Here is a 26,747-nt window from a genome sequence, read left to right on the forward strand (position 1 = left end):
TCTCGTGTCAGTGATGCTTCTGGGGGTGTATACGACGGTATCACTGGGATGAATAAGTCAGGGATAAGGCCAGAGGTGAGACAAAACGTCTCACCGTTGGTCTGATTTTTTATCTTGCTCTGGCAATCGCCTCTGCTGCTGCATCCGATGCTGATAGCAACGTTTTTGAACTCAAGTGACTGTAGCGTTGTGTGACTATAGGTACACTGTGACCAAGGATTTGCTGAACCTCATACAGCGTCCTGCCATTATTAACGAGCATACTGGCAAAGGTATGCCGTAAATCGTGAATCCGAAGATGAGGTAACCCCGCTTTCTTTCGTAATGTCTGCCAGCCTGTGTGAATACTCACCAAACGTTTACCTGTCTTGGGATTAACAAACAGGTACGCATTGTCTTGAGTATCTAAGCTTGCAATCACATCAAGCGCTGCCTGATTGAGTGGTACAGACCGCACTTTCTTCGACTTACTATTGGTGGCCGGTATTTTCCAAACACGATTAGTTACATCGATATTGGCCCATGTTGCCTTCAGAGCTTCATTCAAGCGCGCACCTGTTGATAACAAAAACAGCATCACGTTACAGGTCATTTTGTTCTTGTCAGTATGAAGCACATCAAGCAAACGTCTCAGTTCATCCTCAGAGAGATAGTTTTCAACCTGATTATCGGCTTTGAACAGCGGGATGCGAGACAAAGGGTTTCTATCCATGATTTCCCATTGCACCGCGAGACTGCATAGCCTTTGCAGAAGTTTGACATGATGATCGCATGTCGCAGGAGATAGGCCATCGACCTCTAATAGTCTTGTATGAAAACGCTGCACCTCACGTCGACTAATATCTGATAATGGCACGTCACCAAATTCATTACTCAGCCTCAAACGAAACATCGATTCGTCTTTTTTCCATGAGCGCTTACGGGGCTTGGCATAGGGGGCATAATGTTGAGTGAAGAACTCGCCAAGGGTTGGCACGGTTTTCTGCTTTGCTTGTTCCTGTAAGTCAACACCTGAGGCGATTTCTGATTTGAGTTGCATTGCACGATGGCGAGCCTCAGCAAGTGTAATTTCAGTGGTTCGAGCAATTTTCTGATGTGCCGTTTTGCCGCTGTTGTTTTTGTATCTGAGATAGTATGTTCCAATGCCGGGACTGGCAGGTGTGACTTTGACGTATAAACCATTGCGGAGCTGTGCATCGGTGAATTCCGTCGGTTTGTTATTGATGCATTTTAGGTGTTTGTCGATAAATGCCTGCGTTAATTTTACTGAAGCCATAAAGCCTCCCACAAAAGTGAAAAAAAAAGAGAGAAAAAAGACGAAGCACGCCAGTGCCTCGTCTCGGGTTGAAGTAGATTTTTGATTGCTGTTCAGGTGAGTTCAGAAGCTTGAATACCCAGTTGATACTGTTTGGCTGCAAGATAGCCAAGCAGGAAAGCAGATAGTTCCCCCTCGTTATAAAGGTGAGCCTCTGAGTCCAATATCGAGATGGCTGTCATTTCGTAACACTGGTACAACAGCAAAGGCGAATAACTGTCATCAGCGATGTGAGCCACAGCTTTTTCCAGACGAGCAGAAGCCTCCGTAATATCACGACTTTTTTTCATTGTGTTGTTCCTCTAATTAATGGGAAATGGATGAGAAAATTGCCAGACTTTTTTAAGCTTGAAGACTATTAGTCACGGCTTTAATGTAACGGGATAACTTAATTTTGGATAAAACCAAGATGAATCAGTTGGTTAGGGTGGATACTTAATAAAGAGATGATGTGATGAGAAAATCGCTTCTAATAATGCTTAAATTGCGTTAATCAACTAGAGAAATACCCGCCAGAAAATGTGCTGTTTGAGATAGGGCATCAGATAACATTTCATCAGATACTTCTTGTTCAATAATGAGCTCAAGTGCTTCAAGGATAGTGTTTTGATATTGCATAAATAGTTCCTTTAAGATTTATGAAAGTAATAGATAAAAGCAATCACAATCAGTGTGATAACGGTGGGGATGGGATATATGTAAAGAAATAACGCTACAAACGTGATGAGGGAGAGTTCAGGGGAACGAAAGAAAAAGCCAATAAATAGAGAAAAAATGATGATGGATAAAACCAATAAATCCTCCTTGAATAATCAGAGTTGCAGGTATAACAAAGTAATGTGCAGAGAAAAGTTCACAAAAGGGCGATATAAGGTCGCTATTGAAAAAACAGAAAATTGGCTAGAGAAAAATAGCGTTAGAAATCAAAGGATATAAGAGGTTAAAGACGTGTGACGTAAGGGACTAGAGATCCCTGCCAACAAAACTTGGGACGGTTTCAGAAGTAGTTGGCTGTGGTTTATTTGATTTAATGTGATGTCATGACTTGGGTTGTCGAGTTGATTTTGAAGAATTTTTGGATGACTTCTTAACCGCATCAATATTCACATCAGCATCTACCAAAGCAAAGATACGTTCCTGAAAGTCTTTACTTGGTAGACGGTCATGTGCTCTCTGTCTAAGCGGTTGCGGTTTAATCAAGCCTTCAGCCTTTAACACAGCAAGAAGAAAAGCCGGTGTATTGACTGACTTACCGATAAACAAACTATCCAGATGAAAGGAAGTAATCCCTTCACCTTTTTTCATTGAATCAAATACGGCCTCAATGTCTGAGAGTTTGACCCACTCACAACTAAAAAAGCCGTTGCCAGAGTTATCAGCTATACGAAAGTAAATCTCGTTATCGCTATCGCATGCTATGTGATAAGTGAGGTCGGACTTGCCTGAGAGGCTTTTGCAGGTAGATGATTTAACGGTGATAGGTTCTGATGAGTTAGGTGATGTAATCGAATGTGATGTGGATGGTGAATTTGCCATGGTGCCTCCTTAGTATGGTTGGGTATTCATATAAGGTGGGTGTTTTGGCGCTGACGAACCTTGCTATTATAGATTCTATTTTGAATAAGAATCACGACAGGGAAGTACAAGATGGCTCTGAAAAAAGATAAAAATATCGTCTGCTTTGATCTCCAAAAGAAAAAGATGAAAATTTATATTGGAGCAAAATTTGGTACGTTAAAGGATGAAAAAGGCATAGCAAAAGACGTTTCAAATATCGGACATTTTGGAACGGGAGATTATGAAATCCTCGTTTCTGATGATTCCAATATTGAATATATTCTTAGCCTTATCAAACAGGTGCTTTAACTCTATCAGTCACTTATTCTTTTTAAGGCTAACGTTAGAGTTTCACAACCAAACTAATTTTAGCAATTTTAAAATTAGAACATCTATTTCGAGCGGGGTTGACCGATTCAGTTTATGTAAATACTCTTCATCTTATTTCAAGGATGAAAGTATGTTCACAGACAAATCGCTCAGACACCCTCAAATAAACATTCATGGCGATAATATTGTCGAGTGTGAACGAATACTTGAGCTTATTTTAAAAAGCATGGGTATCGATCCCAAATCCATTAACCCGCCTTCAGAATCGATTACTTGTCCAAGGTTTGATATTGAGATAGGTGATAAAACATTGGCAGTGAGGTTTTTTCCAGGTTTTGGTCGGTGGGACCATAACATTTTAGATTCAGTCAGAGAGATGGGTGGTACTCTTCGAGAGGCGGCTGATGTCATTGTTACGGCTGTAGAAAGTGGGGAGGAAATACCCATTCTCGCAGTCGAATTCTGCGGGGCTCTTCCGGCTGGTAATCAGGCGTGGCAAAGAAGTGGGCGGGCCTATTCTTTTGGACTGGCTAAAATACCTTACTTATATGTTTCAGAACTTGGAGGCTACGAGCTAGACACAGAAAGGAACAGAAAGGCGCCTAGGCTCCCAAACCCTGCAGTCCCTTTCAGCTATATTAGTTTTTCTCTCGAACGTGAGACTCCTGTATTCCCAATATTCATAACGGCTCCTGGAGCAGATGACGTCTCGAGGGACTACTATAAGGATGTTTTTGCCGATGACGAGTTACTGGAACTGATTCGAGAGATCATATTCACAGGTGCTTGTGATCATGTTTTTGAGAAATTGAATTTAAAAGTACTTTCATTCGTTGAAAAGAGAGCGAAGTCTTCCAAACGAAACGATTCATTAACATCATGCGAGTGGCAGAAATTGTACAAGAGGGTTCAGGGGAAATCCGGTTCAATTGAATATCTCGCTGAAGATATCAGCATGACATGGTCAAAAAAAGCATCCATAGATGCTTTAACAGAAAATGCAAAAGCAATTATGAAGATTGCCAGTAAATATGGTCTTGGGGTCACCGCTAAAGACTTACCAATTTGTGTGATTCCCTCAAAATCTAAGAATGGTTTTGCTCAAGAAGTATTGGAATTGATACCTCAAGTTAGTGATTGTTTTAAGCATTGGTTAAAATCTAAAGAAAATTTGGTAATTTGTTGGGTAATGGGCTTTAAACCTGGTGGGGATGATGCGCGACCTGACAGAGGGTTGCCGCCTTTTGCGAGAATGTTGGTTGGTGAGGCTGCCACACTAATGACCATTGTGTATGGTCCCGCTCCCGCTAGCACATGGCCAAAATTCATTTCAGATCCCGCAGGGTTGGCTAAGCAGAATGGATTATGGGAGGCAATACTAGAAACCAGTGACGCAGTTTTAGTGGAATCCTATACTGATAATGTCACTGAAAAAGGTTATTTAAGGAGCCATTGGGAGGCAGAACTTGAAACGCCTGTTTTTAATTCATTTTTAGTAACACCTGAACCGCTTAGGTTGGGTGAAAACGACGTTGACACTTCTATACACCTAAGCTTAACAAAATTTTGTTCTGGTAAGGTGTTCGAGGGAATGTGCAATCCTCCTGGCGGTGATTGGAGCGGTGTATCAATCCTATGTCCAGACTCAAATTCAGAGTATCGTTGGATTTCATTACCCAGGGTTAGTGCTGTCGGAGGGAAAAGGCCAGATCATGTTTTCGAATTTTTCCTAGAAGGTGAAAGGCCAATCATCCTTTCAATCGAATCTAAGGAAACATACAGATCTGTTGAAAAAAATATTGGGCCGAGATTAAACCAGTATCTGATCGACCTTTTACGAGGCAGTGCTAGTATTGAGCGAGCACATAATGACTCAGTTTGGAAACACTCTGAACACTCATTGAATTTAGATCATTACACCCTGGCATCTGGAGTAGCTTTTAAGATGACGCATATGGACAAATTGAAAGAGGTTTACTCAAAAGCTGGTGCTGACCTTATCATGGCTATTGATTTCGATGATATAGGTAAAGTCTGTAAATTGTGGCTTTACACTGAAAATGAGTTGGGCGAGGCCCTATCAGACTATATAAGTGTGAATGTTGAGTCAGACTTAATCAGCATTGAGCGAATCAATAATTGATATACAAAGCTTCTTGCACATTCTCAATTGGACCGCTTAAAACTTTTTTTACAGCTGAGTTACCGCTGTTCAAGTAGAGATGTTTTGTATAGAGTTCTTTGGGCAAGTCTTGGGTAAGATCCGTATCGCCTCGCTTGCCATCATAAGACAATGCCCAATTTACACCTCTGATTGATAGCTGTTCCAGTTCTGAAAACAGTTCTTCAGGCTCCAATAAACTTGCATATCTAGATTTTGTGGCGGCATATGGAGGGTCTAAATACACAAAATCTCCTTTTGTTGCCTGTGCTAAACACTCTTTGTAGTCAGTGTTTGTGAAGCTGACACCATTTAGTAATGGGTTCCAGGCATGGACGATACTGGAAAATCTTTCAGGCTGCATACCTTTCCTTGATAGGTGGAAAGAATTATTGAATTCACCTTTATCGTTAAAGCGCACAATTCCATTAACGCAAGTTCTCATGAGAAAGTTTAAGTCTAGAGCGTTCGGAGACTCATTAAATTTCTTTCTAATTGAATAATAGTACTCGGGGATTGTTCTAGTAGAGTTGAGCTTTGTATGGTCAATTGTCAAAAGCTCTTCGTTTAGATGTTGCCACTTTACGCTGTAATCGTTTACTAGTTCCTCAGGGTTGTCTCTCACAAGACACCACAGGTCGATTAATGGTTTATAAATGTCATTACCTAGTGCGCCTGGGTGGGCTGCTGTGTGCAAGATAGCACCACTCCCCAGGAAAGGCTCAATATAGCGGTTAAAATTTGGAGCTAGTTGAGAAATGGCATAGGCCTGAGATCTCTTTGAGCCTGTCCATTTAATTAGTGAGGGGACATTTTTGACGACTCTAGCGTTTCTTGTCATTGTGTGCTGTGCTCAAAAATTGAGTATCGGTTGATGAGAATTCAACCTTCTTTGAGCTAGTTCGAAGTATTCAGGATCGTTTTCATAGGCAAGGAATTCAAGCCCCAATTCCATAGCTGCGATGCACTCAGTGCCAGAACCTGCAAATGGTATGAGCACTTTATCATTAGATTTTGCTGAAATTTCTAGGATCCGTTTGCTCACTCGAAGAGGTTTCTGAGTGGGATGCTTGCCATGCTCAAGTTCAGACTTAAGTTTGTTGTTAGGTATGTCCCAAACAGTTCTCATTTGTTTACCCTCTAATTTCATCATATCTCCGGGGAATGTCATCTCCTTCGATTTTTCGTAATTAAAGTTGTATTTACGAGACTTTGATGAACCAGTGTGTGCCCACAGGATTGTCTCATGGCTGGCGGTAAGTCTTCTGCCAGATAGGTTGGGAAAACTGTTTCTCTTGTACCAGATTACTTCGTTGATTATTTCGACTTCGAGCATTTGAAGGACAAAGTTAACCAGGCCAATATTGTGGTAGGTGCCGTGAACCCAAATCGAACCTGTCGGCTTAATTATGCGCTTTAGTTGAGAGATCCAAGCAATCGAGAAATCCATGTATTGACCCAATGACATGTCGTCCCATTGTGCCATGAACTTGGTCCAGTTCCCTCCGAAACCTGGAACATTTGCACTACTATCCCACGACCACTTATTGCCTTTACTTACATTGTAGGGAGGATCAGCAATTGCAATGTCAAAGGAGTTATCTGGCAGTTGTTGCATAAGCTCAAGACAGTCGCCAAAGATAATTTTGGAATTTGAGCTTTTTATGTTTTCTTTTTTCACGTGCCGCGGTAAACCTATTTTGTGACACAGAGATTGGGCGCATTGAGGCTTTCATATTCTTATGGTACCCAGGGCCGGAATCGAACCGGCACGCCGGATTAGGGCGAGGGATTTTAAGTCCCTTGTGTCTACCAATTTCACCACCTGGGCAACAAGCCGCACATTATAACGAAGATTTTCGATTTGTTCACTACCATTTTTACTATTTTGTTACAGATTTGGGTAATTGGTAGTGGGCTTCGATCATTTCACGAGTCAGAATGCCGTAAATCCGTTCGATCATCGGGGCGTTCTGACGGCTGACATAAAGGGCTTCTACATGATGTTCGTTCAGGGCCTGATACGCTTCGAAGAGACTGGTATGTAAGGAAATTTTGTGTACATCCCGACGTGTGCCTGGAATCTGCATTAAGTCGATTTCGCTGTTTTCGCCCATCTCTTTGACGCTGACCGCTCTTGCCAGATCACTGGCAGGCATCATCACAACCGGGATGCGATCACGGGTGATGATGATCCATTCAGGACTGTTTTTTAGCGTTTGCATCGCCATTTGAGCGTTGATCACTTGATTTAAGGTGACAAAATTACGTTGCATGGCTGCCCCAACACTGACTTTGCGTAAGGCTTGTGAGATCGGATCATTTTGAAAGTCGAGTCCACGATAGCGAAGAATGCTGACAAACAAGGCATCGAGCTTGAAGTAGTCATGAATAATCAGACTGGAGAAAACAATCGCCAACATACCTGGCAGGATGATTTCCGGGTTACCGGTTAATTCCAACATGGCCATTAAGGCGGCGAGCGGGGCTTTGAGCGTGGCCGACATCATTGCGCACATGCCGATAACCGCATAAAAGGTCATCGACGAAGCATATTCCGGTAACACTAAATTACCGATATAACCCAGAATGGCACCGGCACATGCACCGACTACCATGGTGGGGCCGACCATACCTGCGGGAATGCCAAAACCAACACAGGCAGAAGACAGCAACAGTTTAAGAATCAGAATAATGACCAGGCTGCCAATCGCGATTTCATTAGCAGAAATACTGCCAATAATGCCGTAACCCATACCCATTACTTCGGGTACGGCCATGCCGAAAATCCCCATTAAAATGCCGGCATAAGTCGGACGCAACCAAGCCGGATGTTTACTGAATGTGCCAGAAAATAGTTTCAGACTTTTGAGCGACAATGTAGCTAAAAAGCCAATAATAATGCCGAGAAAGATGATGTAGGGCAGCTCCCATAATGATTGCATTTGGGTAGCGAGATTGACGAAAACGGTATCATCACCAAATGTCAGACGGCAGACTACTGCGCCGGTGACGGCTGCCAGAATGACCGGAATAAAGCTGGCGATATGGTATTCCATCATGATGACTTCCATCGCGAAGATCACTCCAGCGATGGGGGTATTAAACGAGGCAGCAATGGCGGCGGCAGAGCCTGAGGCCACCAGAATACGCACGCTGTTATTTGGCAGTTCTAAACCACTGGCGAGTATACTGCCGCTGGCGGCACCCAGGTGAACCCCTGGACCTTCACGGCCAACAGAGTGGCCGGTGATAATGGCGATACTGGTACCGATAAATTGGCGAACCGCATTTTGCCAGGGAAGCCTGCCTTCATAAGAAGACAGCCGTTCGATCACATGTAAGATACCGGTATTTCGCTGCTCTGCATCCAGTCCACGAAATAACAATCCGATTAACAGACTGCCAATGATGGGCAGTACTAGTAACCAGTACCACGGTAAGCTGTCGTAACTTTCGACTTCGCCGGAGGGAAATAAAGCCATCTGACCAAAATCAATGGTGAGACGTAACAGGATAATGGCCAGGCTCGACAGTAATCCGGTGATGACCGCAAGTACGTAAAGTTTTACGCCTAATCGACCAAAGATAAAGTACTGTCGGATTTTTTCCAGCATATTCCCTATATAACTTTGGAAAATCGCTGCCTTGCTTGTTGACTGTATTTATCAAACACCATGCAGATATTACGTATTAACAAGCGGCCAGCGGGTAAGACTTCTATAGAGTCCCATTTATACTGCAACAGGCCGTCTTGGGCAAATTGTTCTAGGTCGGCAATGGCATCTGCAAAATAGTCGTTGAAGTTGATCTGATAGGCTTTTTCAATGGCGGGTATGTCCAAGGCAAAATCACAGATAAGATGGGTGATGATATCGCGACGACATTTATCATCCTCATCCAGCTCTACACCACGTAATACCGGCAATTTTCCCGCTTTGATCGCTTCATCGTATTCCGGCAGTGTTTTCACATTTTGCACATAGGCATCACCGACTTTGCCGATAGAGGTCACACCCAAACCAATCAGATCACACTCTGCGCGGGTCGAGTAACCCTGGAAGTTGCGATAGAGCTGTTTGTTTTGTTGGGCCAGTGTGAGTTCATCATCAGGTTTGGCGAAGTGGTCCATACCTATATATACATAACCGGCGGCGGTCAGTTTATCGATGGTGCGATGCAGAATTTGTAACTTCACTTGTGGTGGCGGGATATCGGCCGTGGCGATTTGGCGCTGAGTTTTAAACAATTCAGGCATGTGTGCGTAGTTAAACACAGATAAACGATCCGGGCTGGCAGCAATCACTTTGTCTAAGGTTTCGCTAAAACTTTCCACGGTCTGATGTGGCAGGCCATAGATCAAATCCAGGCTGATGCTACGAAAACCTTCACGACGGGCGGCATCCAGAATGGAGAATGTTTGTTCTTCTGTTTGAATCCGATTGACGGCTTTCTGCACTTTAGGATTGAAGTCCTGCAAACCGAGGCTGATGCGGTTAAAACCCAGTTCTCTTAACAGTTTGATGGTGGCGTCATCCGCTTCGCGGGGATCAATTTCAATTGAAAACTCGCCTTTGTCATCATCCGCCAAGGTGAAATATTTCCGTGTCTGCGCCATCAGTTCACGCATTTGTTGATGCGTTAAAAACGTCGGTGTGCCGCCGCCCCAGTGTAATTGTTCTACCACACGGTTTGTGTCAAACAACTCAGCCTGCATGCGAATTTCTTCATAGAGATTTTCCAGGTAAGGCTGAGCATGCTGGCGGTTTTTGGTGATGATTTTATTGCAGGCACAATAGAAACAAACTGTATCGCAGAACGGCACATGGAAATATAAAGAGAGCGGGCCGCCACGCTGATTTGATAAGGCAATATGCTGAGCATAAGTGTCGGCAGTAAAACCATGATGAAATTCGACCGCAGTCGGGTAAGAGGTATAACGCGGGCCAGCTTTGTCGTAACGGCGGATTAATTCGGCATTAAATTCAATCGCATCAGTCATGGTTTTGTTCCTAAATAATGTGCGCAAAGTATAACCAGCGAGGATTTGTGTTGTTTTAATATCCGAACAGATCTTGACCTGGATCAAAGCTGGCGCTGGCTACGGACTGATGAGTGGAGAAAAAGAATCGCTTTGCCTATATAAATCATCGATTTTGGTGGTTTGGAAAAGCCGTTATCTACGGTATTATTAGCCTCTTTTTTAAGCATCTCCGGCAATCATCTATGAAAGTATTAGTCATCGGTAGCGGTGGGCGCGAACATGCTCTCGCCTGGAAACTGAATCAATCTCCAAAATGTTCTCAAGTCTTTGTCGCACCCGGTAATCCCGGCACGGCCAGTGAAAGCAATATCAGCAATGTGGATATCAAAGTCGAAGATATCGCCGGGCTGGTGAAATTTGCTCAGGACAATGCGATTGATCTCACCGTGGTCGGGCCGGAAGTGCCATTAACCATGGGCGTTGTCGATGCGTTTGAAGCAGCGGGTTTACGTTGTTTTGGTCCATCAAAAGCGGCGGCACAATTAGAAGCCTCAAAGAGTTTCACCAAAGACTTTTTGGCTCGTCATCAAATTCCAACCGCGGCTTATCAAGTATTTACTCAGGTTGATGAAGCCAAAGCCTACATTCAAGAGCAGGGCGCACCCATTGTGGTGAAAGCCGATGGTTTAGCTGCGGGTAAAGGCGTGATTGTGGCGATGACCGAAGCCGAAGCCATTGCTGCGGTAGAAGATATGCTGTCTGGTAATGCCTTTGGCGACGCCGGTAGCCGCGTGGTCATTGAAGAATTTATGACCGGCGAAGAAGCCAGCTTTATCGTGATGGTCGATGGCGAACATATTCTGCCACTCGCGACCTCGCAAGATCACAAAGCACGTGATGATGGTGATAAAGGCCCGAACACAGGTGGTATGGGTGCATATTCTCCAGCTCCGGTGGTGACCGATGAAGTGTTTACACGCATTATGGCCGAAGTGATTGAGCCTACTGTGAAAGGCATGGCGGCTGATGGTCGTCCTTACACCGGCTTTTTGTATGCCGGTTTGATGATTGATGAAGCCGGTGCGCCGCGTGTGGTTGAATATAACTGCCGTTTTGGTGATCCCGAAACCCAGCCTATTTTGATGCGTTTGCAATCTGACCTTATCACCTTATGTGAAGCGGCTTTAGATAAACGCTTGAATGAAGTCGAAGCTGAGTGGGACCCTCGTGCAGCTATCGGTGTCGTGATGGCCGCAGGTGGTTATCCCGATAGTTATCGTAAAGGAGACGTGATTACTGGTATTGCCGACGCTGAGAAAAATGGCAGCAAAGTGTTCCATGCTGGCACTGCAAGTCAAGGTGATGATGTGGTCACCGCTGGCGGTCGTGTGTTATGTGTCACCGCACTGGGTAATACCGTGGCAGAAGCGCAAAAGTCGGCTTATCAGGCATTGGATCACATTAAGTGGAAAGATGCGTATTTCCGTACCGATATAGCCTACCGCGCTGTGGCACGTGAGCAGGGCTAAATTGACGGCTTAAGAAGGTAAAAAAGGGGTTACTGGTTAACCCCTTTTTATTGAGTGACATTAGGGTATTCAATCACTGTGGTCTGAATAGAGGCGAGAACATGACAAATACTTGGCGATTACGAGAAGCGGTAAAAACCCTGAATGCCGGTGGCGTTATCGGCTACCCGACAGAGGCGGTGTTTGGTGTGGGCTGCGATCCCTGGGATGAAGAAGCATTATTGCGTTTATTAGAGCTGAAACAACGTCCCTGGCATAAAGGGCTTATCCTCATCGCATCCGACTTTAATCAGTTACAAGATTTTATTAAACCCGTTGATGCCAAGGTGTTAGCCGAACTGAATAAAACCTGGCCCGGCCCGGTAACATGGTTACTGCCAGTACGTGAAGAAGTGCCGATGTTGCTAACAGGATTACATGACACCATTGCTGTGCGAGTGACGGCGCACCCACAAACCCGTGCTTTATGTGAAGCCTTTGGTGGAGCGATTGTCTCAACCAGTGCCAACCTAAATGGCTTACGACCAGCGATGAATGTGCATCAGGTTCGCTGGCAATTGCCCGAGCTGGATTATGTGTTAGCAGGTAGTTTGGGCGGCGCCAAAAAACCAAGCCAAATCAGAGATGCACAAACAGGAGAAATTTTACGATGAGTACACCGGATATTGATGCAGTTCGTGAATACCTACTTCGTCTACAAGAAAGTATTTGCAATGAACTTGAATTAATAGATGGTAAAGCATCGTTTGAAATTGATGACTGGAAACGTGAAACTGGCGGTGGTGGTCGTACTCGAGTTTTAACTAATGGTGCCGTCTTTGAACAAGGTGGTGTTAATTTTTCTGAAGTCAGTGGAGATGATTTACCGGCTTCGGCAACAGCCAGCCGCCCTGAGTTAGCGGGTCGAAGCTTTCGCGCCATGGGGGTGTCACTCGTTATCCATCCTCATAATCCGTACGTACCAACATCACACGCCAATGTCCGCTTTTTTATTGCAGAAAAAGACGGTGAGGATCCTATCTGGTGGTTTGGTGGTGGCTATGACTTAACGCCTTATTACGGCAATGAAGAAGATGTGATTCATTGGCATACCACTGCTAAAGCCGCCTGTGATCCTTTTGGTGAGGATGTGTATCCACGCTTTAAAAAATGGTGTGATGAGTATTTTTATCTCAAGCATCGTGATGAGTGCCGTGGCGTCGGTGGTTTATTTTTTGATGATCTGAATGAATGGGACTTTGATCGCTGTTTTGCCTTTATGCAATCGGTTGGCGACAGTTATATCAAGGCTTATGCCCCGATTGTGCAGAAACGTAAGGGCACCAAGTTTGGTGAACGCGAACGCGACTTTCAGTTATACCGTCGTGGACGTTATGTTGAGTTTAATCTGGTGTATGACCGTGGCACATTGTTTGGATTACAGTCGGGTGGCCGCACCGAATCGATTTTGATGTCGCTACCACCACTGGTGAAATGGCGTTATCACTGGATTCCGGAAGCCGGATCAGCAGAAGCCCGTTTATACACGGACTTTCTGCCGACACGCGACTGGATTTAAGACTCGCCGGATAAGGCGGCGAGTTGATCCGCCTGATATTCGTTGATCAGGGGTTCAATCACTTGTTCCAGCTCACCTTCCATGATCTCAACCAGTTTGTATAAGGTCAGATTGATACGGTGATCAGTAACACGTCCCTGAGGATAGTTATAGGTACGGATACGTTCACTTCGGTCACCTGAACCCACCAGTGATTTACGTGTTTGAGCTTCTTCGGCCGCCTGTTTTTCTACCTGCGCAGCCATAATGCGCGCTTGTAAAACCGACATCGCTTTTGCTCGGTTTTTATGTTGCGAACGCTCTTCCTGACATTCGACGACGATACCGGTTGGAATGTGAGTAATACGCACCGCAGAATCGGTGGTGTTAACGTGCTGACCACCGGCGCCTTGAGAGCGATAGGTATCGACTTTTAAATCGGCCGGGTTGATATCGACTTCATCAATTTCATCCGCTTCCGGCAGAATGGCCACTGTACAGGCCGACGTATGAATGCGGCCTTGTGATTCGGTTTCCGGAACTCGTTGCACACGGTGAGCACCTGATTCAAACTTCAGACGTGAATATGCCCCTTCACCGACAATGCGGCAGATGACTTCTTTATAACCGCCATGTTCACCTTCCTGCGCATTGATCACTTCGACTTTCCAGCGACGAGACTCAGCATATTTAGTGTACATACGGAATAAATCACCCGAGAAAATCGCTGCTTCATCACCACCGGTTCCGGCACGAATTTCCAGGTAAATATTGCGTTGATCATTAGGATCTTTAGGCAGTAATAACTTTTGCAGGGTTAATTCGAGTTCTTCGATTTTTTCTTCTGCAGCATTAATTTCTTCTTTTGCCATTTCACGCATGTCAGCATCATCTTCATTCAGCATCTGCTTGGCATCTTCTAATGCGCTGATTGTGCGGCGATATGCGTTGAAATTGCTGACAACAGGCTCTAATTGAGCGTATTCCTGCGACAGTGATCGGAATTTATTCTGATCGGCCATGGTGTCAGGATCAGCGAGCAGACCACTAATTTCTTCATGACGATCAACGAGTGATTCTAATTTATGTTTGATCGAATCTTTCACTTGGGATCCTTGATATTAAACAGACGCCGTGCTGCGCTGAGTAAATGGCCTTCTTCATCAAATCCGGATTGACGGAGCTGGCGACTCGGTTCATGCAGTAAACGGTTGGTCAATGTACGTGCGAGCTCAGTCATGGCCTGTTCGGCAGGCATACCTTGCTCAAGTTGTTTTATTGCTCTTTCCAGTGAATGCTTACTTATCTCTTCAGCATTGTCACGTATGGCTCTAATTACAGGAACGGCATCTTGGGTTCGGAGCCAGGCCTGAAAATGATCCACTTGTGTATCGATAATTTCTTCAGCCTGTAAGGCGGCATCACGACGAGATTGTAAGTTCTCTTCGATGATTTCTTTCAAATCATCAACACAATAAAGGTATATATCATCCAATAATCCGACTTCGGCTTCAATATCGCGTGGTACGGCGATATCGACCATGAAAATTGGTTTACGTTTACGGATTTTTAAGGCTCTTTCAACAGCTCCTTTACCAAGAATTGGCAGTTGGCTGGCGGTTGAGCTGACCACAATATCGGCTTCGGCCAGATGTGCAGGTAGTTCACTGAGACTGATCGCGTAACCATCTACCTGAGTGGCGAGATTATGTGCCCGTTCAATCGTGCGGTTGGCGATGATGATCCGTTTAATACCATTGTCATAGAGGTGACGTGCAACCAGTTCAATGGTTTCGCCTGCACCAATTAATAAAGCGGTAGAGTCAGCCAGATCGCTAAAAATTTGTTTCGCCAGACTGACGGCAGCAAAGGCTACCGAAACAGGACTGTTTCCGATCGCGGTATCCGTACGGACTTGTTTGGCAACTGCAAAAGCATGTTGAAACAAACGACCTAGAGATTTTCCAAGGGTATTGGCATTGAGTGATTGGCTATAAGCATCTTTTAGCTGACCCAGAATCTGGGGTTCGCCCAGCACCATAGAATCCAGACCACAGGCCACGCGCATCAAATGACGAATAGCGTCGGCTTGCTGGTAGTGATACAGATAAGGGGTGATAGTGCCATCTTCCTGCTGATGATACTGATGCAACCAAGCGAGGATTTGGTTGTCAGACTCTGCATCAACACAACAGTAGATTTCAGTACGATTGCACGTCGACAAGATAACGACTTCAAGTATGGAATCATCTTCATGTAAAGTGGATAAAGCTGCTGGAAGCATGCTCGCATCAAACGCAAATAGCTCACGGATATGAACCGGAGCGGTGTTGTGGTTGATGCCATAGGTGACAAGATGCATATTAAGAAAAAGTCGTTATTAAATGCTGTTAAACTTTACAGCCATTATTACAATCGTCTGTTATTAGTGAAAACAATTCGCCATTCTATCAAAATCAAACGTTCAGGTCGTTTTAATATGGATTCAACGAAATCATTCATGATGAATGTAGGGCAACATACTAAATATTTTGCTCTGATCGGACTTACCTCACTCATTACTGCCTGTGCTGCAACCCCCGCACAGCAAAGTAAAGCTACAGTTGATGAGGCGCAAAAAGTCGTCAAAGCTGCACCGGAAGTGAAAGAGGAAAAAAAGCCCGAAGTCACTATGCCAATGTCACCTGAACTGATGTACTACATCCTTACTGCGGAAGTGGCGGGTCAGCGTGGTGAAGTCGGAGCCGCTGTCGAGCTATACGAGCGTGCTGCGGATATGGTCAAGTCGCCTAAACTAGCTGGCCGAAGTGCACAGGTGGCGACACTTTCCCGAAACGAAGAAAAAATTAATCACGCTCTGGATCGCTGGTTGGAAGTGGATCCTAATAATGCTGATGTCTATATGATGCGCGCGCCATTTTTGATGATGGAGAAAGATTATGACGGTGCGGTTCAAGCTATAAACAAAGCATTATCTTTAGCGCCAGAGAATCAAAAGATTTATTTAGCCAGAGCGACAGAAAATCTGGCTGAAGTGGCGTCTCCGGAAGAAGCGCTTGCCACATTGAAGAAGCTGGATCTGTATAAGCAAGGCCATCCTGATGCACATTATGCCTATGCTCGCTTAGCGTTCTTCTATCAGCAATACCCAGAAACACTGGCTGAAATTGATCCTTTATTAAAAGCCGATCCTGAGAATGAAAGCTATCTCGTGTTAAAAGCCGATACCTTACAGCGATTGGGCAAAACCAAAGAAGGTGTGAAACTGCTAGCCAAACCTGCAGCAAAAGCTGATGCCAGTGATGAACTGCGTTTTACCTATGGCAAATTATTAGGTGATGCCGGCCAACTGGACAAAGCACGCACTATTTTTGAATCCATTCAAGCGGATAACCCCGAAAATCGGGATGTGCTTTTTGCGCTTGGCTTGTTAGCGCTGGAAGAAAAAGATGGCGAGAAAGCCAAATCGTATTTCAGTGATTTATTAAGACTGGGCGATCCCACCAACCAGGCTGCGTATTTTATGGGGATTGCTGAAGAATTGAATGCCAATGTCGATGCCGCGCTGGTTTGGTTTGCCTCAGTACCGGTGCAAAGCAGTCGTTTTGATTTGGCGCAGACCCATTACATTAATTTATTGCTGGGTCGCGATGACATCGAAAAAGCCCGTGAACATCTGGCACAGTTGAGACAGCAATTACCGAATAAAGCCCTGCAGTATTACTTATTCGAAGCCAGTTTGTTACGCGACCACGGCATGAAACAAGAGGCTTTTGACTTATTAACAAAAGCCATCAAGCATTACCCAAAAAATGAAGACGCGCTCTATAGCAGAGCGATGATTGCTGAGTCGATGGATAAGCTGGATGTGCTGGAAGCCGATTTAAGACAGATTCTGGCCAATGATCCTAATAATTCTCAGGCATTAAATGCACTGGGTTATACATTGACGGACCGTACTGATCGTCATCAGGAAGCATTAAAGCTGATTCAACGTGCCTTAGAACTTAAGCCAGGTGACCCTTTCTACCTCGACAGTCTGGGTTGGGTTTATTATCGCCTGGGTGACTTAGAAAAAGCGGAAAAATACCTGCGGGAAGCGACGGAAGCCAATCCTGATCCGGAGTTCATTGCCCATTTAGGTGAAGTACTGTGGCAGCGCGGCAAAAAACAAGAAGCGAAAAAAATCTGGGATAAGGGTCTGTTGCAAGATCCTGACAATACCTTGTTAATTGAAACCATGCGCAGGTTTGGCCTATGAGGTTAGTCTGGCTGGCAGCACTGAGTCTATTGCTGACCGCCTGTGCGCCTTTATGGCAAGCAAAAACGACTGAGTCGCCAGAGCAAAAATGGCAACAGCAACAGCAAGAAATAGCGTCACTGAAAGACTGGCGTTTTCGCGGGCGTACGGCGATCACCCAAGGTCGTGAAGGCTGGAACGCGGGAATCACTTGGCAACAACAAGGTGATGGTTTTGATATCAAATTATCAGGCCCTTTTTCCCAAGGTGGGGCTGAGTTAATGGGTGATGCACAACAAGTTACCTTAACGCTGGATAATGGTGAGCAATATTCGGCGCAGACCCCCGAGCAACTTTTAGCCAAAACCTTGGGCTGGCTTCTGCCGGTGAGTGCATTACGTGATTGGGTGAGAGGCGTGCCTTATAAAGATGCTGCAGTAGATAAGTATCAACTGGATGAAAATGGGCGTCTGAAAACCTTAGAACAAGCCGGTTGGCAGGTGGAATACCTGCGCTATGTGCCATTTAATGGCTTGGTGGTACCCGCTAAAATTTTTATCAAACACCCTGATTTGAATATTCGATTAGTGATTGCAGATTGGAGTCGAGCTGAGTGAAAGCATGGCCAGCGCCGGCAAAATTAAATTTATTTTTGCACATCACCGGACGGCGGGAAGATGGGTATCACAACCTTCAGACCGCATTTCAGTTTCTGGATTTTGGCGATAGTCTGTTTTTTGATACCAATAACTCAGGCAAAATCGATCTACAAACTGAATTTGCAGGTGTGCCCAGCGAAGATAATCTGATTGTTAAAGCGGCAACATTATTAAAACCCTTCACTGAAACACATCATGGGGTGGATATTTCCGTCACAAAACGCTTACCCATGGGGGGCGGTTTAGGAGGCGGTAGTTCAAATGCCGCTACAACATTAGTCGCGTTGAATAAGCTATGGCAATGTGGTTTGTCACAGCAAAAATTAGCGCAAATCGGACTCAGTTTGGGGGCAGATGTGCCGATTTTTATCGCTGGTCACGCTGCCTGGGCAGAAGGCGTCGGCGAAGACTTAACGCCAATATCCCCGATAGAACCTTGGTTTGCGGTGATTTGTCCTGATTGTCATGTGTCTACTGCAGAAATATTTTCATCGGTGGAATTGACACGAGACTGCGAACCTATCAAAATACCGCGCTTCCTTTCTGGGGAAGGCAGAAACGTCTGCGAAGCGGTAGTGATAAAACACTATCCGGCAGTTGCAAATGCACTGGAATGGTTGGCACAATACGCGCCTCCGAGAATGACTGGTACAGGAGCATGTGTTTTCGCTGATTTTCAAAGTCAGCAACAAGCACAAGACGTAATAGATAAACTGCCTTCACACTGGCAGGGTTTTGTGGCAAAAGGCTGTAATCAGTCGCCACTCACTGCAAGAGCACTGGCAGAAAAATAAGCCAGATGTGACTGCAAGATGATAGAATGAGTTTTGTCAGTTGGGGTATCGCCAAGCGGTAAGGCACTGGGTTTTGATCCCAGCATTCCCAGGTTCGAATCCTGGTACCCCAGCCACTCTTTTGTTTTTTTGATAGAAAACTCGGCGCCTCTACCGTGACACAAAACCGACTTCTCCAGTTACAACAACGAACAGCCGACAGCCGTATGATGGTATTCACTGGTAATGCCAATCGTAAGCTGGCTCAAAGCATCGCCAATTTCCTCAATATTTCCCTTGGCAAAGCCACGGTGGAAAAATTCAGTGACGGCGAAATCATGGTTGAAATCCTTGATAACGTACGTGGTAAAGACGTCTTTATCGTTCAACCTACCTGCATGCCAACCAATGATCACCTGATGGAATTGATGGTGATGACCGATGCCATCCGTCGTGCATCAGCAAAGCGTATTACGCTGGTTGTGCCTTATTTTGGTTATTCACGACAAGATCGTCGTCCTCGTTCAGCGCGTGTAGCGATTACCGCGAAAGTCGTAGCGAATATGCTGACTGGCGTTGGTGCAGACCGCGTTTTAACCGTCGATTTACATGCTGATCAAATTCAGGGCTTTTTTGATTGCCCTGTTGATAATGTTTATGCCTCACCGGTGTTACTGGGTGATATCTGGAAGCATAAATACGAAGACCTAGTGGTCGTCTCGCCTGACGTGGGTGGTGTAGTCAGAGCGCGTGCCTTAGCGAAACATCTCGGTGTTGAATTAGCCATTATTGATAAACGTCGTCCCCGCGCTAATGAAGCCAAAGTGATGAATATCATTGGTGATGTGGATGGTCGCGTGTGTGTGTTGATTGATGACATGGTGGATACTGCCGGTACATTATGTGCGGCCTCTGCTGCACTAAAAGAACATGGCGCTACCCGTGTGGTCGCCTACACAACACATCCGGTTTTATCGGGCCCAGCTATAAAAAATATCAGCAACTCAGTACTGGATGAACTAGTGGTAACCGATACCATTCCATTGCAGCCGCATGCGCAGGAATGTGAAAAAATTCGCGTGTTAAGCATTGCAGAAATGCTGGCAGAAGCGATGTACAGAATTAGCAACGAGGAGTCAGTCAGCTCCTTGTATATGGATTAGTTAGCTACGGCTGACTTTTACGTGCCGAACCTGGTCGCGGGGGAGGCTTACGCCGCTTAAAAAGCGGCATTTTTGATGGGCAAAAGTCCATTGTTTTTGGAGAAAAAAATGGAAAACTTATTTGAAGTACAAGCTGAAGCGCGTACTGATGAGGGGAAAGGTGCGAGCCGCCGCCTTCGTCATGCGGGTAAAGTACCAGCTGTTGTTTATGGCGCTGAAAAAGAGCCAGTTTCGATCGCTTTAGATCACAACCAATTCATTCGTCATTTAGCTGAAGAAGCATTTTATGCTCACATTCTGACGCTGAACATTGGCAAGAAAAAAGAGCAAGTTGTATTAAAAGACCTGCAACGTCATCCTGCCAATGACAACAAAATCATTCACGCTGATTTCCTGCGTGTTGATGCAAAACATGAAATGACAATGACTGTTCCTCTTCATTTCATCGGCGAAGAAAAAGCCGTAGGTGTGAAAGCCGGTGGTGTGGTTTCTCACGTGATGACTGAGGTTGAAATTGCTTGTTTACCAGCTGATCTGCCAGAGTTCATTGAGGTAGATATCAGCAAGCTGGAATTAGATCACGCTATTCACTTATCAGAACTTGTTCTGCCTAAAGGCGTTAGCTTACCTGCGTTGTCACACGGTCAGGAAGAGCACCTTGAAGAAGGTGAACGTTCTGCTTATGACCAAGCAGTGGTCAATATTCATATGCCTCGCGTACATTCAGTGGATGATGAAGCTGAAGACGCAGAGGGTGATGAAGAAGCAACTGAAGAGTAATCTTTAGATGGGGAGCTGGATCATTGCCGGTTTAGGTAATCCCGGCTCCCAGTATGAAGGAACCCGGCATAACGTCGGGTTCTGGCTTTTGGACCAGCTGGCTCGTGAGCTCGGGGTGAACTTCACTGTTCAAAACCGATATCACGGGGAGCTGGTTCAATGCTCTCTGGATGGTCATAAAGTTTTTTTGCTCAAACCACTGACTTTTATGAACAGAAGCGGTCAGTCTGTTGCCCCGTTAGCGAATTTCTTCAAAATTCCGTTAGAGAATATTCTCGTTATTCATGATGAATTAGATTTGTCTCCCGGAACCGTTAAACTGAAACGCGATGGCGGTCATGGCGGGCATAATGGACTGAGGGATATTATTGCTCAGACGGGTGGCAAGCAATTTCTGCGCTGTCGTTTGGGTATCGGTCATCCTGGTCATAGCAAGCTGGTTTCTGATTATGTTCTCAGTAAACCGTCACCGACCGATCGCCAACAGATCGAGCAAGCCATCGATAATGTTTTACGTATTTTGCCAGAGGTGTTATCCGGAAATATGGATAAGGCTATGAACTGGCTACATTCACAATAGGATTTCTCATGGGATTTAAGTGCGGTATCGTCGGTTTACCTAATGTTGGCAAATCAACCTTGTTTAATGCATTGACTGAAGCCGGTATCGATGCGCAGAACTATCCTTTTTGTACTATTGAGCCTAATGTCGGCATCGTTCCCGTACCTGATCCACGTATGGATAAACTGGCAGCTATAGTAAATCCAGAACGGGTTTTACCTACCACGATGGAATTTGTCGATATCGCCGGTCTGGTGGCGGGTGCCTCAAAAGGTGAGGGTCTGGGCAATAAATTTCTGGCCAATATTCGCGAGACAGATGCGATTGCACACGTAGTACGTTGTTTTGAAGATGACAATATCGTGCATGTCGCCGGTAAAGTGTCACCTTTGGATGATATTGAAGTGATTAATACCGAGTTAGCGCTTGCGGACTTGGAAAGTGTTGAAAAAGCCATCACCAAAACGACTCGTGATGCCAAAAGTGGTGACAAAACGGCTAAAGCCAGATTAGAGCTACTTACACAAATGCGTGATGAACTGGATAGTGGCAAACCTGTTCGTGCCATGGGCTTTGATAAAGAGCAGCTGGCTTTGATTCGTGACTTACATCTGCTGACGATCAAACCCACTATGTATATTGCCAATGTCTCTGAAGATGGCTTTGAGAATAACGCTGCTTTAGATGCCGTCAAACAATTCGCTGAGCAAGAAAATGCTAATGTCGTCGCGATTTGCGCAGCGATTGAATCAGAAATCGCAGGCTTGGAAGATGATGAAAAAGTCGAATTTCTAAGTGAAATCGGACAAGACGAGCCGGGCTTGAATCGTGTTATCCGTGCCGGTTATGAATTGCTTGGTTTACATACTTATTTTACAGCCGGTGTAAAAGAAGTCCGCGCATGGACGGTCAAAGTAGGCGCGACAGCACCAGAAGGCGCTGGCGTTATTCACACTGACTTTCAGAAAGGTTTTATCCGCGCAGAAGTCATCAGCTACGACGATTTTGTTCAGTACAACGGTGAACAGGGTGCGAAAGATGCCGGTAAGTGGCGTCTGGAAGGCAAAGAATATGTCATCAAAGATGGCGATGTGATGCATTTCCGCTTCAACGTCTAGCATTCTGGGATATGATGTCGTGAGTTCTTATTTCTTTCTGACATAGGCAAGCTATGAAGACGGCGTCATTCTCCTTTTACTTCTTATCGTTAGCTATCGGTTATACACCACTGGTCAATGCCGATGATAAGTTAAATCAATGCTTGCTCACTCAACTGGCGACAGCAGATGACACCATGTCAGTCGGTGATATTAAACAATTATGTGACTCCTCAATCACCCAGAACACTATTGAGGAAGCCTCTCCCAATCCTGAGCCTGTTGACGTTAAAGTAACCAGTACGGGTTTAGAGACAGAAGACAAGTCGGCGATTACCCGACGCTTATTTTTGGAAAAGAAAGAAGCCAAAAACCCGTTTGTATTATTACCGCATAAGCCGAATTACATTATCTTAAGTAATAATATGTCTGCTCCGAATGAAGCGCCATTTGAAGCAGCCTATCCGAATGACAATATTCATTTGCAGCCGTGGGAAACCAAGTTCCAAATCAGCCTGAAGCTGCCAGTGGCTTACGATCTCTTCAATGGTCGGGCTGATGCCTATGTAGCTTATACCAACCGGTCATTTTGGCAGCAGTTTAATAAACACAGTTCTTCGCCTTTCCGTGAGTCTGATCATGAACCGGAAGCCTGGTTATCATTCAAAAACGATTATGAATTGTTTGGTATAAAAAATTCACTTATTCGTACAGGTATTGTCCACCAGTCAAATGGTCAGGCAGGTGAGTTATCACGTAGCTGGAACCGGGTTTATGCGGACTTTGTGTTTGAGCACAATGATTGGTACTACTCATTTAAACCATGGTGGCGAATCCCGGATAGCAGCAGCGATGACGATAATCCGGATATTGAAGAATATATGGGTAACTTTGAATTCGGCGCTGTCTATAAAATGGATAATCACAGCTTCGATATTCTGCTGCGGAATAACCTGAATTTTGATGATAACTATGGCGCTGTTCAGTTAGGCTGGAGTTTCCCGCTGACAGACCGTGTGAAAGGTTATGTGCAATGGTTTAATGGCTATGGAGAAAGCCTGATTGACTATGATGCCCACTCCAATAGTATCGGCTTTGGTATCCAGTTGAGTGACTGGTTATAAATATGATTATTTCACTTGAAACTTAAGCATTTATATCGTATTATTTCGCGCTTCGTGTGGCTATGTAGCTCAGTTGGTTAGAGCACATCACTCATAATGATGGGGTCGGTGGTTCGAATCCACCCATAGCCACCAACAGATTCAAAAGCCGGAGTTTCTACTCCGGCTTTTTTTTCGCCTGTGAATTTGTATAGTGATGAAATCAACGTATACATGGCGTGGTTAGGTTGAGCCTTAAAATCAGCCCAAACTATGACCTCATCAGGTTCAAAACATAGTATTGTCGTTGGCTGAGGTTTCTGGCACAGCTTGAATAACATCCCAGTGTTCAACTATTACGCCATTTTCTACGCGGAAAATATCAACAACCGCTTGTCCACGATCGTCTGCATTTTCAACAGAGTGCACATGCAGAAACACAAGATCATTATCTGTCGCACTTCTGACAATATCTGCTCTGGATTGTGGATGTGTTTTGAAATATCCCTCGAAGTAGTCAAGCAAAGGCGCTTTGCCATCAGGAACATCAGGATTGTGTTGGATATAGTCCTCAGCCAGAACCTTTGCCGCTTGCTCAACCTTATGTTGGTTAAAAAACTGATTATAAAAGTGGATAACAAGTTGACGATTGGCTTCCTCTTTAGCCAGATCCCGATGGCTAGCTGGTTCAGCAGTCACATTTGCGGTGAATAATACTAAACCAAGGCTAAGCAGGACCGGGAAGACTTTTCGTGATAGTGTTTTCATTATTATTTCCTTGATATTTTTTAATAACCGACAGTAAAACGTTGGCGAGGGTGTTGTGGTGTTTCAATCTCATCGACCAGAGCCACAGCATAATCTTCATATGAGATGTGGCTGCCATTGTCTGAGGTGAGAAGAGTGTCTTTACCCAGCCTGAACTGACCTGTACGTTCACCTGGGCCAAACAGGGCTGATGGGGATAAGAAGGTCCAGTTAAGCTCCGTTTCTTTTTGTATTTCATCGAGAAAGTCTGCCCCTTTGTTTGCTTCAGCCTTATAGGCTTTTGGGAATTCAGGTGTGTCGATGAGACGAAGTCCGGGTTTTACTTCCAGACTGCCAGCACCACCAACTACTAAATAGCGCGGCACGCCGGATTTTTTAACCACATCGATAATGTGTTTTGCTTCAGTATCATTAAATTTTACGGCGCTTACCACGACGTCATGCCCCCTAAGATGTGGAACAATGTCATCGATGTTAAGCAGATCGGCTTTTAATACAGTTACGCCGGGTAATGATGGAATGTTTTCTGGATGACGTGAGATAGCCGTAATCTGATGATGTCTGTTTGATAGTTCTTTGACTATTCTTGAACCAACTTCTCCAGAAGCGCCAATGATGGCAATGTTTGACATAATAAACCTCCTAATAGTATCTAATAAATATTAGGTCTATAATGTAGACCTTTGAGTTAAGCGTAGATACTTTTTCTTGAGCTGACAAGAAGTCAATTTCAGCGTACTAAGTTACTTGGAGGTGACCATGACAACGACTAATTCTGTCGAAACGCAGACAGAGACTGAGTTTGACCATCCTTGTCCGATACGAGATGTGTTGGATAGAATCGGCGATCAGTGGAGTTTATTAATCCTAACCACATTAGCGCCGGCGACTTTGCGCTTTAATGAACTTCATCGTGAAATTGGTGATATCTCCCGACAGATGTTATCTCGCACTTTAAAACGATTAGAGCAGGACGGGTTTATTGAACGTAAGATCTATGCCGAGGTGCCACCGAAAGTGGAATATAAACTCAGTCCTCTTGGCCATTCATTTCTTGAACCTATGCAAGCCCTTATTGCCTGGGCTGACAGCAATCATGCACAGATTTGTCAGAGTCGACGCCAGCACAGAGCAAAAAAAGATGGACAAGCCTAGATAGGTATTAATCAAAAGATAGGAATATCTTATCGGTGTAATTTAGAGTAGCCAGGAGAAGTGTTTACTTTCTGGCAGGCCATTTAGGTCTGAAAGGCTGATAGCAATAGAGAAGCAGTAATAGTGCTAATGCCGCCGCTATTTTATTAAACTGCGTGGGCTGTGTTGCCTCATAAGCAAAATCAGTGTTTTGTAGTGCCTTGGCCATATCCCTATTGTTTTCCAAGTGGTGATAGAGCATATGGTTTTGTTGAGCCAGATCCATTAAATAGTCTTGTTTGAGGCTGGATAGGTGTTCGATGCCAACGGCTTTGGCCGTGCCCCATGGGCCATTACGTGGAATGTATCCCTCGACCTTGCTGGGATCCTCCGGTAGGCCAAAGCGTGAAGCATGAGGCACATCTTCAGCAGTATAGAAACCTATCTGTACACCATCCTCGTCAAACTTGGGAATTTTACTCAGACCCAGTTCACCGACACCAATAATCATGCCTGCCTTCCAATCTTCTTTTTGATCTTCAGTATCCAGATAACTGAAATCGGGAGCATAACGTGGATTGATGGGCGGTGCTTCGTGACCATCGGTAAAAAAGACTAATTTACTGCCAGCGAGCACATCATTCAGCATCAGCTCACGCGTATTATATAAAGCCTGACCGATATTACTATCAGCTACCCAGGCCATTCGCCAGTCGAGTGCATGAATACTGGCCTCAAGAACAGGGTAATCACTACATACCTCAATGGGTGAATAGAGTAAAGCAGGTACGCGTTCGGTAAATACAGCTAAGCCTACTTTTGAGCCACATGGCAGGCTTCTGGCCGCATTCAGCATAGCGGTTTTCGCTTTTTCTAAACGACTGATTGCACCGCCGTGTTTATCAGAATAGTCCTGCACATTCATGCTACGGGTAATATCAAGCACAAACACAAAGTCATAGCTTTTTACTGTGAAGGGTAAAGGAGGCAGAACGATGGCTATCAGTAATAAGACGGCGGCAGCTATCAGTGCATATAAACGCTTCATCATAACA

General features: G+C 44.9%; 27 protein-coding genes and 3 tRNA genes. 16 read left to right on the forward strand and 14 right to left on the reverse strand.

What is annotated here, in order from left to right:
- Positions 1–109: 109 nt before the first annotated feature.
- From MAMP_RS02320 to MAMP_RS15605, 4 genes are all read right to left on the reverse strand, one after another.
- On the reverse strand, positions 110–1,276 hold the full coding sequence (locus tag MAMP_RS02320) for a site-specific integrase (RefSeq protein ID WP_007144365.1): 1,167 nt from the start codon (positions 1,274–1,276) through the stop codon (positions 110–112).
- A gap of 92 nt (positions 1,277–1,368) precedes the next feature.
- Complete coding sequence (locus MAMP_RS02325; RefSeq protein WP_007144366.1) at positions 1,369–1,605, reverse strand: hypothetical protein; 237 nt, start codon at positions 1,603–1,605, stop codon at positions 1,369–1,371.
- Between the two features lie 199 nt (positions 1,606–1,804).
- Entirely contained in the window at positions 1,805–1,933 is a 129-nt protein-coding gene (locus tag MAMP_RS16500; protein ID WP_007144367.1) for a hypothetical protein, read from the reverse strand.
- A gap of 420 nt (positions 1,934–2,353) precedes the next feature.
- Positions 2,354–2,851 (reverse strand): hypothetical protein, encoded by a 498-nt coding sequence (locus MAMP_RS15605; protein ID WP_007144369.1) that lies wholly within the window; start codon positions 2,849–2,851, stop codon positions 2,354–2,356.
- Positions 2,852–2,962: 111 nt separating this feature from the next.
- Here MAMP_RS15605 and MAMP_RS02340 point away from each other — a divergent pair, with 111 nt between their 5' ends.
- Together MAMP_RS02340 and MAMP_RS02345 are read left to right on the forward strand one after the other, a co-directional pair.
- Positions 2,963–3,181 carry a hypothetical protein gene (locus MAMP_RS02340; protein ID WP_007144370.1) on the forward strand — a complete coding sequence of 73 codons (219 nt, stop codon included), beginning with the start codon at positions 2,963–2,965 and terminating at the stop codon, positions 3,179–3,181.
- Positions 3,182–3,332: 151 nt separating this feature from the next.
- A complete protein-coding gene (locus MAMP_RS02345; protein WP_007144371.1) occupies positions 3,333–5,345 on the forward strand; it encodes a hypothetical protein in 2,013 nt (670 codons plus the stop codon).
- Here MAMP_RS02345 and MAMP_RS02350 read toward each other — a convergent pair.
- The 5 genes from MAMP_RS02350 to hemN form a co-directional block, all read right to left on the reverse strand.
- A complete protein-coding gene (locus tag MAMP_RS02350; protein ID WP_007144372.1) occupies positions 5,335–6,204 on the reverse strand; it encodes a DNA adenine methylase in 870 nt (289 codons plus the stop codon). The genes MAMP_RS02345 and MAMP_RS02350 overlap by 11 nt on opposite strands.
- A gap of 12 nt (positions 6,205–6,216) precedes the next feature.
- Entirely contained in the window at positions 6,217–7,044 is an 828-nt protein-coding gene (locus MAMP_RS02355; protein ID WP_202796101.1) for a DNA-methyltransferase, read from the reverse strand.
- A 62-nt stretch (positions 7,045–7,106) separates the two neighbouring features.
- Positions 7,107–7,194 (reverse strand) — tRNA-Leu (locus MAMP_RS02360).
- A 52-nt stretch (positions 7,195–7,246) separates the two neighbouring features.
- Positions 7,247–8,980: a chloride channel protein gene (locus MAMP_RS02365; RefSeq protein ID WP_007144375.1), complete on the reverse strand. Its 1,734-nt coding sequence runs from the start codon at positions 8,978–8,980 to the stop codon at positions 7,247–7,249.
- 5 nt (positions 8,981–8,985) lie between these two features.
- Positions 8,986–10,365 carry an oxygen-independent coproporphyrinogen III oxidase gene (hemN, locus tag MAMP_RS02370; protein ID WP_007144376.1) on the reverse strand — a complete coding sequence of 460 codons (1,380 nt, stop codon included), beginning with the start codon at positions 10,363–10,365 and terminating at the stop codon, positions 8,986–8,988.
- A 224-nt stretch (positions 10,366–10,589) separates the two neighbouring features.
- On the opposite strand from hemN, the gene purD reads away from it, so the two are divergent.
- From purD to hemF, 3 genes are all read left to right on the forward strand, one after another.
- The gene (purD, locus tag MAMP_RS02375; RefSeq protein ID WP_007144378.1) at positions 10,590–11,876 is read left to right on the forward strand and encodes a phosphoribosylamine--glycine ligase; all 1,287 of its coding nucleotides are present in this window, start codon (positions 10,590–10,592) and stop codon (positions 11,874–11,876) included.
- A gap of 101 nt (positions 11,877–11,977) precedes the next feature.
- Positions 11,978–12,529: a Sua5/YciO/YrdC/YwlC family protein gene (locus MAMP_RS02380; RefSeq protein WP_007144379.1), complete on the forward strand. Its 552-nt coding sequence runs from the start codon at positions 11,978–11,980 to the stop codon at positions 12,527–12,529.
- Entirely contained in the window at positions 12,526–13,434 is a 909-nt protein-coding gene (gene hemF / locus MAMP_RS02385; protein WP_007144380.1) for an oxygen-dependent coproporphyrinogen oxidase, read from the forward strand. Before MAMP_RS02380 ends, hemF begins: the two co-directional genes overlap by 4 nt.
- Here hemF and prfA read toward each other — a convergent pair.
- Positions 13,431–14,519: a peptide chain release factor 1 gene (prfA, locus tag MAMP_RS02390; protein WP_007144381.1), complete on the reverse strand. Its 1,089-nt coding sequence runs from the start codon at positions 14,517–14,519 to the stop codon at positions 13,431–13,433. The genes hemF and prfA overlap by 4 nt on opposite strands.
- Positions 14,516–15,775, reverse strand: a complete 1,260-nt coding sequence (gene hemA / locus MAMP_RS02395) for a glutamyl-tRNA reductase (RefSeq protein ID WP_007144383.1) — start codon at positions 15,773–15,775, stop codon at positions 14,516–14,518. Before hemA ends, prfA begins: the two co-directional genes overlap by 4 nt.
- On the opposite strand from hemA, the gene MAMP_RS02400 reads away from it, so the two are divergent.
- From MAMP_RS02400 to MAMP_RS02445, 10 genes are all read left to right on the forward strand, one after another.
- Positions 15,770–17,674: a tetratricopeptide repeat protein gene (locus tag MAMP_RS02400; RefSeq protein ID WP_007144382.1), complete on the forward strand. Its 1,905-nt coding sequence runs from the start codon at positions 15,770–15,772 to the stop codon at positions 17,672–17,674. The two genes, hemA and MAMP_RS02400, sit on opposite strands and share 6 nt — an antisense overlap.
- Positions 17,671–18,270 carry a lipoprotein insertase outer membrane protein LolB gene (lolB, locus tag MAMP_RS02405; RefSeq protein ID WP_007144384.1) on the forward strand — a complete coding sequence of 200 codons (600 nt, stop codon included), beginning with the start codon at positions 17,671–17,673 and terminating at the stop codon, positions 18,268–18,270. The genes MAMP_RS02400 and lolB overlap by 4 nt, the downstream gene beginning before the upstream one ends.
- A complete protein-coding gene (gene ispE / locus MAMP_RS02410; RefSeq protein ID WP_007144385.1) occupies positions 18,267–19,106 on the forward strand; it encodes a 4-(cytidine 5'-diphospho)-2-C-methyl-D-erythritol kinase in 840 nt (279 codons plus the stop codon). Before lolB ends, ispE begins: the two co-directional genes overlap by 4 nt.
- Before the next feature lie 41 nt (positions 19,107–19,147).
- Positions 19,148–19,222 (forward strand) — tRNA-Gln (locus MAMP_RS02415).
- Between the two features lie 90 nt (positions 19,223–19,312).
- The gene (locus MAMP_RS02420; RefSeq protein ID WP_177207333.1) at positions 19,313–20,248 is read left to right on the forward strand and encodes a ribose-phosphate diphosphokinase; all 936 of its coding nucleotides are present in this window, start codon (positions 19,313–19,315) and stop codon (positions 20,246–20,248) included.
- A gap of 108 nt (positions 20,249–20,356) precedes the next feature.
- Complete coding sequence (locus MAMP_RS02425; protein WP_040576141.1) at positions 20,357–21,028, forward strand: 50S ribosomal protein L25/general stress protein Ctc; 672 nt, start codon at positions 20,357–20,359, stop codon at positions 21,026–21,028.
- 7 nt (positions 21,029–21,035) lie between these two features.
- The gene (gene pth / locus MAMP_RS02430; protein ID WP_007144388.1) at positions 21,036–21,608 is read left to right on the forward strand and encodes an aminoacyl-tRNA hydrolase; all 573 of its coding nucleotides are present in this window, start codon (positions 21,036–21,038) and stop codon (positions 21,606–21,608) included.
- A gap of 8 nt (positions 21,609–21,616) precedes the next feature.
- Positions 21,617–22,708: a redox-regulated ATPase YchF gene (ychF, locus tag MAMP_RS02435; protein ID WP_007144389.1), complete on the forward strand. Its 1,092-nt coding sequence runs from the start codon at positions 21,617–21,619 to the stop codon at positions 22,706–22,708.
- Positions 22,709–22,761: 53 nt separating this feature from the next.
- A complete protein-coding gene (locus MAMP_RS02440; protein ID WP_007144390.1) occupies positions 22,762–23,811 on the forward strand; it encodes a phospholipase A in 1,050 nt (349 codons plus the stop codon).
- Between the two features lie 58 nt (positions 23,812–23,869).
- Positions 23,870–23,946: transfer RNA gene (locus tag MAMP_RS02445), tRNA-Met, on the forward strand.
- Positions 23,947–24,078: 132 nt separating this feature from the next.
- On the opposite strand, the gene MAMP_RS02450 is transcribed toward MAMP_RS02445, so the two are convergent.
- Both MAMP_RS02450 and MAMP_RS02455 read right to left on the reverse strand, forming a co-directional pair.
- On the reverse strand, positions 24,079–24,558 hold the full coding sequence (locus MAMP_RS02450; protein WP_007144391.1) for a nuclear transport factor 2 family protein: 480 nt from the start codon (positions 24,556–24,558) through the stop codon (positions 24,079–24,081).
- A gap of 20 nt (positions 24,559–24,578) precedes the next feature.
- Positions 24,579–25,190, reverse strand: coding sequence for an NAD(P)-dependent oxidoreductase (locus tag MAMP_RS02455; RefSeq protein ID WP_007144392.1), 612 nt, complete (start codon positions 25,188–25,190; stop codon positions 24,579–24,581).
- Between the two features lie 127 nt (positions 25,191–25,317).
- Here MAMP_RS02455 and MAMP_RS02460 point away from each other — a divergent pair, with 127 nt between their 5' ends.
- Positions 25,318–25,713 (forward strand): winged helix-turn-helix transcriptional regulator, encoded by a 396-nt coding sequence (locus MAMP_RS02460; RefSeq protein WP_007144393.1) that lies wholly within the window; start codon positions 25,318–25,320, stop codon positions 25,711–25,713.
- Positions 25,714–25,777: 64 nt separating this feature from the next.
- Here MAMP_RS02460 and MAMP_RS02465 read toward each other — a convergent pair whose 3' ends face one another.
- Complete coding sequence (locus MAMP_RS02465) at positions 25,778–26,740, reverse strand: vWA domain-containing protein (RefSeq protein ID WP_007144394.1); 963 nt, start codon at positions 26,738–26,740, stop codon at positions 25,778–25,780.
- Positions 26,741–26,747: the final 7 nt, after the last annotated feature.

This window comes from Methylophaga thalassica MP, from assembly GCF_000214595.1.
Classification (GTDB): Bacteria; Pseudomonadota; Gammaproteobacteria; order Nitrosococcales; family Methylophagaceae; genus Methylophaga; species Methylophaga thalassica.